Source organism: uncultured Lacinutrix sp. (genome assembly GCF_947500325.1).
In the GTDB taxonomy this organism is placed as follows: Bacteria; Bacteroidota; Bacteroidia; order Flavobacteriales; family Flavobacteriaceae; genus Lacinutrix.
Genome location: NZ_CANMRQ010000011.1, coordinates 1 through 11,949 on the forward strand (window position 1 = coordinate 1; position 11,949 = coordinate 11,949).

Sequence of the window (11,949 nt, forward strand, 5' to 3'; positions counted from 1 at the left end):
TTCGTTTAACTCTTTTGTTCTCTTTACTTTTCATTAATAAGTCGATTTTTTGTCAACTTATTTCAGGACGGGACAAAAATAGAAAAAAAGCTGATGTGAACAACATCAGCTTTTTTTTGTTAACAATACTAGAGAAAACATTATGCAAAAAACTAAGAAATGTGTAATTTTGTCCATTCTAAACTAATGAAAGAGCTTACATGAAAGATTTATTTGAAAAAATATATAGAGATAAAGGACCATTAGGAAAATGGGCAGAGCAAGCAGAAGGTTACTTTGTGTTTCCAAAATTAGAAGGACAGATTTCTAACCGAATGAAATTTCAAGGTAAAGATGTTATAACTTGGAGTATTAATGATTATTTAGGTTTAGCAAATCATCCAGAGGTACGTAAAATTGATGCAGAAGCTGCTGCACAATACGGGTCAGCATATCCAATGGGAGCCAGAATGATGTCTGGGCATACAGAGTTACATGAACAATTACAAAACGAGTTAGCCGATTTTGTAAGCAAAGAAGCTGCTTATTTATTAAACTTTGGTTATCAAGGTATGGTATCTACGGTAGATGCATTAGTGTCTAAAGACGATATTATTGTATATGATGTTGATGCTCACGCTTGTATTATTGATGGTGTACGTTTACATATGGGTAAGCGTTTTACATATAAGCATAATGATGTTGAGAGTTTAGAGAAAAACTTAGAGCGTGCAACAAAAATGGCCGAGCAAACTGGTGGTGGTATTTTAGTGATATCTGAAGGTGTCTTTGGTATGCGAGGAGAGCAAGGGCGATTAAAAGAAATTGTAGCGCTTAAAAAGAAATTTAATTTTAGATTATTTGTTGACGATGCACATGGTTTTGGTACATTAGGTAAAACAGGAGCAGGTGCAGGAGAGGAGCAAGGAGTTCAAGACGATATAGATGTTTACTTTGCAACTTTTGCTAAGTCAATGGCCAGTACAGGCGCATTTATTGCTGGAGATAAAGAGATTATGGATTATTTAAAATATAATTTACGATCTCAAATGTTTGCAAAATCATTACAAATGCAATTAGTTGTTGGTGCATTAAAGCGTTTAGATATGTTGCGTACAATGCCAGAACTAAAACAAAATTTATGGAAGATTGTTAATGCATTACAATCTGGCCTTAAAGAGCGTGGTTTTGATATTGGTACCACACAAAGTTGTGTAACACCAGTATATTTAAACGGAAGTATTCCTGAAGCAATGGCATTAGTTAAAGATTTAAGAGAGAATTATGGTATATTCTGTTCTATAGTTGTATATCCTGTAATTCCAAAAGGATTAATTCTATTAAGAATGATTCCTACTGCAACTCATACATTAGAAGATGTTACAGAAACATTAGATGCTTTTGATGCAATTAGAACAAGGTTAGAAAATGGGACATATAAACGTATGTCTGCTGCTTTAATTAAAGCTATGGGAGAATAAAACTTATTATTTATTATATAAAACAAAAATCCGATTCATTATGAATCGGATTTTTGTTTTATATAATTGATTTTCTATAAGTTTTTCTCCTTTTTATAACTTTAGGATCAAAGTGTTTCCATATTTTTTGAATAGCATCATTATCTTCTAACTCTGGTGTTCTGTAACAGTTGATAATTCCTTTCTCTTTAAACGTTTCATAATATTCATTAAAAATAACAGCATGAACACCTTTATTTTGATAATCTGGATGTACTCCAATTAAATAAAAAACAACATCTTTACTTTGCTTTTTAGCTTTCAGTAATTTTAAAAAACCAAACGGAAGTAATTTACCATTCATTTTTTGTAGAGCATAGGCAAACCTTGGCATTACTATGGCAAAGGCCACCATTTCATCGTGCTCATCAATTACAAATTTTATATATTCTGGATTTACAAACGATATAAATTTCTTTTTAAAATATGCTTTTTGTATATCTGTAATTTCAACAAAAGAGGATAATGAAGAATACGATGCGTTAAATAAATCAAACATCTTATCTACATAAGGCATAACCTCTGCTGTTTTTGTAAGTTTTAAAGCCTTTAATTTATACCTGCGTTTTATTAATTCTTGTGCTTTTTTAAAAAATTCAGGTTTTACGTTTTCAAAAGGAAATTTACTTTCAGAGTATGATTTTTCTATTTTGTATCCTAAAGATTCATAGTGATTAACATAATATTTATGGTTGTACCAAGTAATCATACTACTAATTTCTTCAAAACCTTCAGTCATAACACCTACTTTGTCCAAGTTTGAAAAGCCAACAGGTCCTTCTGTATATTCTAGATTATGCTGTTTTCCTATGCTAACAACTTTATCTAATAAAGCTTTTGAGACTTCAATGTCATCTATAAAATCAAACCAACCGAAACGCATTTTTCGTTGATTTTGATTTTTTATTTCTAACCAATTAATAATTGCAGCAATACGGCCTACAATTTTTCCATTTTTATAGGCTAAAAAGAAAGTAGCTTCAGCATCTTTAAAAATAGGGTTCTTTTCTTTGTCAAAAGTCGCTAATTCTTGATTAATAATAGGAGGTACCCAATATTTAGAATCTTTGTAAAGCGAAAAAGGAAAAGTAACAAAAGCTTTAAGCTCTTTTTTAGTTGTGGCTTGTTGTATGGTTATCATATATTAGTTTTCATCATCAACATCTTCTATTCTAGATTAATTCTTTTTTAGGTTAATCATCATCAAAATCTATTTCTTGTACTTCCTTTTTTCGTTTTTTATCATCATTAGAGTCATCATCATCATCACCTTTTTTCTTTTTTCTTTTTTTATTTGCCTTACGTTCAGCTTCTTCTTCAGCAGAAGTGCCATTGTCAATTTGCGGATCTTTATGGAAGTCTAAACGATAAGAAACTCCAAGCGTTATATTGAATACAGATGGAGTATCTTTAGTATTAAAGGTTAAACCAGTATCTAATTGAAAGTTTTTATTCCATAAATAAGCGCCTCCAAATCTAAATAAGTTATCAGAATAGAAGTCATTTTTTATGCCTTGAGTTTCTCCAAATAAAACCCATTGGTCTGATATTGCTTTTGTTAAAGTAAAAATATATTGAAATTCAAATGCTTTTACTGGAGCGCCATTAATAATAACTTCATTTCCATCATTATCTTTACTCTTTTTAAATAACCTATTGCCAACAAAATTCATAACAAAAACCCAACCACTTGCAAAATTATTTTGCGTTGCCACCATTAATTTGGGGCTAAAACCATCGATTCCAGGTGGTGTATATGGATTGTCTTTAGTATCATAATTTGCGCCAACATAAACAGCTACAGCAGGAATTAAATCTTTCCATTTAAAACGTTTGTTCGCATGATAACTATATAAGTTAGGTTTTTCCTCTTCCTTGTTTTTATAAGGATCGAATACTAAGTATTTAGCACCTATGGTTAAGTTTCTAAAATTACCTCTTTTAGATTCAGAGCTTAAAAACGAACGGTTATCTGTAAAAGTATCATTTTGATATGTCCCTTCTAAATTAATCTCTAATTGCGGTAATAATAAGCCATAACGAGCAGCAAAATCAACACCAAAGCCTTTAACTTCATATTTTAGAGGAGTATGCTCTTCTTTAACAGTGAATGGACCAGCTTCAAACTGTACTACATTAGTACCAACTGAAAAAGCCGAACGAGAAACACCTGGTCGATTTGAATTAATTACTTCTGTGTATTGTGCATTTGCGTTTAAACTAATCGCAATTAATAAGATTGAAAAGTAGACTTGTCTTAAAAACATAAGTAAAAAGGTTTAGCTCCAAATATAGAGATTTTATATTTTTTTTAAGTAATTAAAACTGAAATTACAGTTAGAGTATTGTATTTTTGTAATATTAATTTTTTGAATTTACTATACATGGGACTTTTAAAGACCTTACTTATAATATTATTATTTTACTATGGATTTAAAGTGCTATCTAGACTATTCGCACCTTTAATGCTAAAATACCTAAGTAAAAAAGCTGAACAACGTTTTGGTGGTCAGTTTCGTGACTTTGGAAATCAAAGGCAACCACAACCAAAACAAAAAGAAGGTGAAATCACTATAGATAAGATGCCTAATAACAAAAAATCTAATAATTCTGTTGGAGAATATGTAGATTACGAGGAGATTGAGTAATCCTTTTAAATTCATTTTTTTTCTATTCTGTTTTTCTAAAAAATTATGATTAATTTTCACATTCATAATTTTAAACCATTTTATGCAATCAACTTTAAAAAAACTCTTACCACATTTTCTAGTATTTGTAGGTTTTATAATTCTTTCGTTAGCTTATTTTAGCCCTGTATTACAAGGGAAACAAATTTTGCAAAGTGACATTGTACAGTACAGTGGTATGGCAAAACAGCAACGCGATTTTAAAGAAACTACTGGTAATGAAACCTATTGGACTAATAGTGCTTTTGGTGGTATGCCTACATATCAATTAGGGGCAAGGTATCCACATAATTATATTAAAAAACTAGATTTAGCGTTACGGTTTTTACCAAGACCAGCCGATTATCTTTTTCTATATTTTTTAGGCTTTTATATTTTATTATTAAGCCTAAAAGTAGATTTTAAACTGGCAGCTCTTGGAGCTCTAGCTTTTGGTTTTTCTACATATTTAGTTATTATTCTAGGAGTAGGACATAATAGTAAAGCACATGCAATTGCATATATGCCATTGGTTTTAAGTGGAATAATACTAACCTTTAGGCGTAAATATATTGTAGGTTTTATAATTACTGCATTAGCAATGGGGCTAGAACTAGTATCTAATCATTTTCAAATGACCTATTATTTATTACTTCTAGTAATTGTTTTAGGTTTGGTTTACTTAATTGATGCTTACAAAAAACAATTATTACCTCACTTTTTTAAATCTGTTGGTGTTTTAGTTGCTGCTGTAGTTTTAGCTATAGGATTAAATGCTACAAATATATTGGCAACTCAAGAGTATGTAAAAGAAAGTACAAGAGGTAAAAGTGAATTGACTATAAACCCAAATGGCTCTACAAAAATTGCAGAAACTGGATTGCCAAAAGAAAAAATAACAGAATATAGTTATGGTTTTTGGGAAACGTTTAATCTATATATTCCTAGATTTTTAGGAGGTGGAATGAGTGAAGATGTAGGTAAAGATTCTGCTTTTTATAATTTTTATATAGCGCAAGGCGCATCACCATTACAAGCAAAAGATGCTGTTAAAAGTAGTCCCATGTATTGGGGAGATCAACCTATAGTTGAAGCACCAGCTTATATTGGCGCAGTGGTTCTATTCTTATTTGTTTTAGCTTTATTTTTAGTAAAAGGACGATTGAAATGGTGGTTAGTTGGAGGTACCATATTGTCTCTATTATTATCTTACGGAAAGAATTTAAGTTTTCTAACCGATTTTTTTATTGATTTTGTTCCGTTTTATGACAAATTTAGAGCAGTCACTTCTATTCAAGTAATTTTAGAATTATGTATTCCAGTTTTAGCAATTTTTGCTTTAGTAAGACTATTTAATGATTATGAAAAGACAGAAGATAAATTAAAAGCATTGAAATTTACTTTTGGAATCACTGCAGGTTTTGCAATACTATTTTTAGTGTTTAGATATATTGGAGTTTTAGATTTTGAAGGGATAAGGGACACTAGTTTTAGAGACAATTATGGACCAGATTTTTTAAATGCTATTGTACAAGATAGAAAATCAATATTTACAAAAGATACACTTAGAACATTATTTCTGGTTTTACTTTCAGCAGGAACCGTTTATTTATTTTTAAAGAAAAAATTATCAGAGGCTAAAGTTGTTATAGTGTTTGCTATATTAATTGTTTTTGATTTAGTAGGTGTTGATAGACGTTATGTTAATACTGAAAATTTTGTTTCTGCTAGACAAGTCTCTCAACCTTTTCAAAAAAATGCTGCCGATACGCAAATAGAAAAAGATAAAGGTGATTTTAGAGTTTTAGATTTAACTTCTGGAGGTGCGAAAGCATCGTTTTTTCATAATTCGTTAACGGGTTATCATGCTGCAAAATTAAAACGCTATGATGAGTTATTCGATTTTTATATTGCAAGAAATAACATGAATGTTCTTAACATGTTAAATACTAAATATATAATTGCTGAAGATGAAGCGCAAAAACCGTATCCTTATTTAAATGAAGATGCTAATGGTAATGCTTGGTTTGTTGAAGAATTAAAGGTTGTAAATTCTGCAAATGCGGAAATTAAAGCTTTAGAAAATTTAAATACTAAACGTGTTGCAATTATTGATAAAGCTCAAACTGAATATTTTGAAAGTTTTAGACATACAAATCCTACAACTAAAATCACTAATTATAACCATATAGTAGATTCTTTAGCATCAATAAAAGTATTAGAGTACAAGCCTAACTATATAAAATATGAGTCTAAAAATTTAAATGAAGGTTTAGCTGTTTTTTCTGAAGTGTATTATAAAAATGGATGGCATGCATATATAGATGGAAAACCAACACCTATCTATCGTGTAAACTATGTACTTCGTGCTATAGAGACACCAAAAGGAAGACACATTGTTGAATTTAAATTTGAACCAGAAGTTGTAGAAACAGGAAGTACAATTTCACTCGCAAGTTCTGGACTGTTGTTGCTATTAATTTTAGGAGGTTTATTTTATACTTTCAAAAGTAAAAATGACTAAGCAAAAAGTTTTAATCATTACTTATTATTGGCCTCCAGCTGGTGGACCTGGTGTACAACGTTGGTTGAAATTTGTTAAATATTTACCTCAATTTAATATTGAACCTATAGTATATTGCCCTGAAAACCCAGTATATCCTCAAGTTGACAAAAGTTTGCTAGATCAAGTGTCAAAAGATACTATAATTTTAAAACAACCAATAAGTGAACCCTATAAGTTGGCGAGTTTACTATCTAAAAACACTAAAACAATTAGTAAGGGTATTATTCCAGAAGAAAAGAAGCAAGGTATTATTCAAAAATTAATGCTCTATGTACGTGGTAATTTCTTTATCCCAGATGCTAGAAAAAAATGGGTAAAACCTTCTGTTAACTACTTGTCTAATTACATTTTAGATAATAAAATAGATACAATTATTACATCTGGACCACCTCATAGTTTGCATTTAATTGGTTTTAAATTAAAAGAGCAGTTTAAAGATATTTGTTGGTTAGCAGATTTTAGAGATCCATGGACTACTATTGGTTATCATAAACAATTAAAATTAACAAAAACTTCTCAAGAGAAGCATAAACTATTAGAGAAACAAGTTTTAAATACTGCAGATAAAATTATTGTAACAAGTAACAATACTAAGTTAGAGTTTGAAGCTATTACTAGCAAACCAATAATTGTAATTACTAATGGTTATGATAAGGAAAAAGTGAAGCCTGTTAATTTAGATAAAAACTTTACCATAGCACATATTGGTTCATTGTTATCTAAGAGAAACCCAGAAATACTATGGCGAGTCTTAAGTGATTTAATAGCTATGGACGATGAGTTTTCTGCATTTTTTCAACTTACTTTGGTAGGTAATGTAGGAGAATCAATTTTAAAATCTATAGAGAAATATAAACTAACAAAGTACTTGAATAATGTAGGTTATGTATCGCATATTGAATCTATTAAATATCAAAAACAATCTCAATTATTACTATTAATAGAAATAGATTCGGAAGATACTAAGGTCATAATTCCAGGTAAATTATTTGAATACATGGCTTCACAAAGACCAATAATTGCAATTGGGCCAGAAGCTACAGATGTAGAAGTTATTTTAAAAGAAACAAATACTGGTGATTATTTTAATTATCATGATTATGATAGTTTAAAATCTAAAATAAAGCAGCATTTTGAGGCGTTTAAGCAAAAGAACCTAAACACAAATCCAATTGGACTACAAAAATATAGTAGACTTAATTTAACAAAAACATTAGCGTCTTTAATAGCTAAAGAATAAATAGTATAAATTTTTAATTTATATTTAGAGCATTATAAATATATGGGAATAGTCGTTAATCAATCTATCAAAAATACCTTGATAACCTATATGGGTTTTGGTATTGGTGCCATTAACATTCTCTTTTTGTTTACTAATTTTGTTAGCGATACTTATTTTGGTCTTATAACTTTTATTTTTTCTACTGCTAACATTTTAATGCCATTAATGGCGTTTGGAACTCATAATACCATTGTAAAATTTTACTCTACATTTAAAACTAGACAATCTCAAAACAGCTTTTTAAGTTTAATGTTGTTATTGCCTTTAGTTATTATTATTCCTGGAATAATAATAACGAAGCTAGCCTTTAGTTTTATTAGCGATTGGATATCTTCAGAAAATGCAATAGTAAAGGATTATACATGGTATATAGCCATTTCAGCAATTGTTTTTGGTTATTTTGAAGTGTTTTATGCTTGGAGTAAAGTACAACTACAAAGTGTCTTTGGTAACTTTATGAAAGAGGTTTTTCATAGACTATGTACTAGTATTTTATTAATCAGTTTATATTTTAAATACATAACTGTAGAACAATTAGTTCTAGGAATGGTAAGTGTTTATGTATTACGAATGGTAATTATGATGGTTTATGCTTTTAGTTTAAGATTTCCTTCGTTTAAGCGTATAAGAGTGTCTAACATTTCTGCTATTATTAAATATGCATGTTTAATAATTATTGCAGGATCTGTTGCTAACATGATTTTAGAAATTGATAAATTCATGATAGGTAAATATGTTGTTATTGAAAATGTCGCATATTATGGTGTAGCTATTTATATTGCTACTGTTATTGGTGTACCTTCTAGAGCTATGCATCAAATTACTTATCCTTTAACAGCAAAACTGTTAAATGAAAATAGTATGGTAGAATTAAAAAGTCTATATCAAAAAAGTTCTCTTAGTCTATTTATTATTGGTGGATTTATTTTTTTGTTAATAATACTTAATATAAACGAATTGTATAAACTGTTGCCTCAAGATTATTCAGATGGATTTATTGTTGTTTTTGTTATAGGTTTTTCTAAACTATCTGATACACTTTTAGGGAATAATAATTCTATTTTATTTAATAGTGATTATTATAGAGTAGTGCTTTTAATGGGTGTGTTTTTAGCAATTATGACAGTAATACTTAATATGTATTTTATTCCAAACTTTGGTATTAATGGAGCAGCGTATGCAACATGTATTGCTATGACTTTATATAATACTATAAAAATAATATTTGTACGTGCAAAGTTTAAAATGCAACCATTTACGTCTAGTACTTTAAAAACATTATCATTGATTATAGTGTGTGGCTTTGGATTTTATTTCTTGAATTTTAACTTTCACCCAATGCTCAATATTATTGTGAAATCTTTAATTGTTAGTATATCTTATGGGTTTTTTATTTATTATTTTAATATTTCTCATGATATAACCAGCTTAATAAATAAGCTTATAAAACGTTAAAAGTATATACACATAAAAAATCCTGCTATTTTGCTTGGGAAAACAAGATAACAGGATTGAAATTTCCCAGATTTGGCACCGGAAAAAAACTAACTTAGTAAATTATATTCTATTAAATTCGCTATAAGTATGAAGTGATTTTAAAGTGTCTTCATAAAATAATATAGCAGCTATTAAGTTCGATTTATCTGAATAAGGCAATACTTTATTTTGAAATTCAATAGTACTGTCAAAATAACTATTAGAAGCTTCAATATTCTTTTCTAAAGCTTTTCTGTGCTCTTTAGTATCTGGAATTCCTAATGATGCCATAGTTACTCCTGGTTTAGTAGCAAATGCTATATTAGGTAATATTTTAACTATTACTTCTATACGTTCTCTATATAGAGTTAACAATCTTCCTTTTGGAAGTGTTTCTAAATCTTCTTTCTCATGGTATTGAGAGATTGAAACTTTTCCGCTAATAATTGTTAATGGGGTCTTTTTTTGAGCGAAACAAATGCTCACCATTAGTACGAAAAGAATACTAAGTAAAGTAGGTTTTTTTCTCATTTTTAAGTGTTTTAAATTAGGATTTTTATATTTATGTTTATCTGACAAAACTTATGTTATTATCTAACACTTCTTCTAGATCCAGATGAACGAGAGTTGCCTCTTGATCTTGACTTTGAAGACTTAGATACAGTTCTGTTAGGTTTTGAAGAACGCGATTTTGTATTAGGTCGTGTTCTTGATGCTGTTCTTACTTTATTTCCACCAGTTCTTCGAGTAGAGTTCTTTTTTACTCTAGGCTTTGTTGTTCTTATTTTGTTTCCACCAGTTCTAGGAGTAGATTTTACTCTAGGCTTTGTTGTTCTTATTTTATTACCTCCAGTTCTAGGAGTATTATTATCTCTTACTCTAGGTGTTGTAGCACTATTATTTCTTGTTCTCGTTCTTGGAGTAGATGTATTTGCATTACTACGTGTACGTGTTCTCGTGTTATTAGCTACAGAATTGCGAGTTCTAGTTCTTGTATGGTTTGCAACCGTTCTACCATTAGTTCTTGATGCGTAGCTTCTATTTCTTATTACTCTGTTGCCTCTTCTACTAGCTACAGCTGTAGTTCTGCGGTAATTGTTTCTATATGGCCTATCGTATCTGTAACGAATAGGAGTATAGTATTGTCTGTAAGGTCTGTTGTATACTACACAGTAGTTATATGCTGGTACAGCATAGTATCTGTGCCATGGTCTAAAAACATAAGCTCTATTGTATATGTTAATATATCCTGAACAATAATCGAAAGCATTGTATCTGTTATAGTGTACATATAATCCTCCTACACGAGTAATATAACCTCTGTTGTTATAGTTTATGCATACATCACCTGCTTGTATTATTCTACCATAATAATCATAAAAAATAGGTGTGTTTTCAATTTGTATTACAGCACCATATTCATCATATTGAACATAAGATCCATAATCATAACCAGAATTAAAACTAATATTTACATTTGGGCTTCCAATTGAAACATTTACTTTAGGACCATAATTTGGCATATAAAAATCAAATTGACCATCTGCATAAACAGAAAACTCAATGCCTTGCTCATTAAAAATAAAAGATTTTCCGTAACCTCTATAATAATTAGAAGTCGTAGTTGTAGATTCATCTAGGTTGTTAATAGCGTCTGCATTTACAGTAAAACTTGCAAGAAGTAAAGCTGAAAATAGGTACATAAATCGTTTCATAATATTCGTTTTTAAGATTGAACACTAACAGAAATACAAGCATCGTGCCAAAACTATTTTAATTAAGTTTTGTAAGCTGGTAAATAACTGTTAGTTTCGCATTATACCTAACATAAGCAAAAATAAAATGTCTTTTAAAAAATTAAATTTTGAACTAAAAGAAGCTTTGGAAAATAATAATTTTACAGAGCCAACTGCATTTCAAAAAGCAGTTTTACCAAAAATTAAAAGCGGCGCAAATGTATTTTGTATAGGAGATAAAGACTGCGGAAAAACGACAGCTATTATTATTGCTACGATGCAAAAATTAGAGAGTAAAGCAATAGGAGATTCTGTTAGAGCAATTATTATAGTTGAAACTAAAGCAGAAGCGCTAAAACTTAAAGAGGCTTTTGAGGTATTTACAAAATATACAGATTTAAGAATATATACAGCCTACGATGAGCAAACGCTAGATCAACAGCGTGAAGAAGTGTATTATGGTCAAGATATACTTATAGCAACACCAAAACGATTAAATAAACTGTATTTATTGAACAGCTTAGATTTAAGCCAATTAAAACTTTATATTCTTGAAGATGCAGAATTTGCAGAAAAAGGGATGCATTTTGCTAATATTAATAGAATACCAGAAAGTATAGATAAGTGCCAATACCTTGTTTTTGCTAAAAAATTAACGCCTCGATTACAACGTTTTGAAGATACTTTTATGTATCGTAGTTTTATAGTAAAAGGCTAAGAATAA

General features: G+C 29.5%; 10 protein-coding genes. 6 read left to right on the forward strand and 4 right to left on the reverse strand.

Annotated elements, in window-relative coordinates; all coding sequences use genetic code 11:
- Positions 1-200: 200 nt before the first annotated feature.
- On the forward strand, positions 201-1,460 hold the full coding sequence (locus Q0997_RS13085; RefSeq protein WP_299889585.1) for an aminotransferase class I/II-fold pyridoxal phosphate-dependent enzyme: 1,260 nt from the start codon (positions 201-203) through the stop codon (positions 1,458-1,460).
- A 58-nt stretch (positions 1,461-1,518) separates the two neighbouring features.
- Here the strand turns inward: Q0997_RS13085 and Q0997_RS13090 are convergent, their stop codons facing one another.
- The gene (locus Q0997_RS13090; protein ID WP_299889587.1) at positions 1,519-2,640 is read right to left on the reverse strand and encodes a GTP cyclohydrolase; all 1,122 of its coding nucleotides are present in this window, start codon (positions 2,638-2,640) and stop codon (positions 1,519-1,521) included.
- 52 nt (positions 2,641-2,692) lie between these two features.
- Complete coding sequence (locus Q0997_RS13095; RefSeq protein WP_299889588.1) at positions 2,693-3,766, reverse strand: transporter; 1,074 nt, start codon at positions 3,764-3,766, stop codon at positions 2,693-2,695.
- A 117-nt stretch (positions 3,767-3,883) separates the two neighbouring features.
- On the opposite strand from Q0997_RS13095, the gene Q0997_RS13100 reads away from it, so the two are divergent.
- The 4 genes from Q0997_RS13100 (at position 3,884) to Q0997_RS13115 (ending at position 9,468) form a co-directional block, all read left to right on the forward strand.
- Positions 3,884-4,147: a DUF4834 family protein gene (locus Q0997_RS13100; protein ID WP_299889590.1), complete on the forward strand. Its 264-nt coding sequence runs from the start codon at positions 3,884-3,886 to the stop codon at positions 4,145-4,147.
- 82 nt (positions 4,148-4,229) lie between these two features.
- Entirely contained in the window at positions 4,230-6,689 is a 2,460-nt protein-coding gene (locus tag Q0997_RS13105) for a YfhO family protein (RefSeq protein WP_299889593.1), read from the forward strand.
- Positions 6,682-7,971 (forward strand): glycosyl transferase family 1, encoded by a 1,290-nt coding sequence (locus Q0997_RS13110; protein ID WP_299889595.1) that lies wholly within the window; start codon positions 6,682-6,684, stop codon positions 7,969-7,971. Before Q0997_RS13105 ends, Q0997_RS13110 begins: the two co-directional genes overlap by 8 nt.
- A 42-nt stretch (positions 7,972-8,013) precedes the next feature.
- The gene (locus tag Q0997_RS13115) at positions 8,014-9,468 is read left to right on the forward strand and encodes a lipopolysaccharide biosynthesis protein (protein WP_299889597.1); all 1,455 of its coding nucleotides are present in this window, start codon (positions 8,014-8,016) and stop codon (positions 9,466-9,468) included.
- A 102-nt stretch (positions 9,469-9,570) separates the two neighbouring features.
- Here Q0997_RS13115 and Q0997_RS13120 read toward each other — a convergent pair whose 3' ends face one another.
- Both Q0997_RS13120 and Q0997_RS13125 read right to left on the reverse strand, forming a co-directional pair.
- A complete protein-coding gene (locus Q0997_RS13120; protein WP_299889599.1) occupies positions 9,571-10,020 on the reverse strand; it encodes a hypothetical protein in 450 nt (149 codons plus the stop codon).
- Positions 10,021-10,079: 59 nt separating this feature from the next.
- Positions 10,080-11,204 (reverse strand): hypothetical protein, encoded by a 1,125-nt coding sequence (locus Q0997_RS13125; protein WP_299889601.1) that lies wholly within the window; start codon positions 11,202-11,204, stop codon positions 10,080-10,082.
- A 127-nt stretch (positions 11,205-11,331) separates the two neighbouring features.
- Here Q0997_RS13125 and Q0997_RS13130 point away from each other — a divergent pair, with 127 nt between their 5' ends.
- A complete protein-coding gene (locus Q0997_RS13130; protein ID WP_299889603.1) occupies positions 11,332-11,943 on the forward strand; it encodes a DEAD/DEAH box helicase in 612 nt (203 codons plus the stop codon).
- Positions 11,944-11,949: the final 6 nt, after the last annotated feature.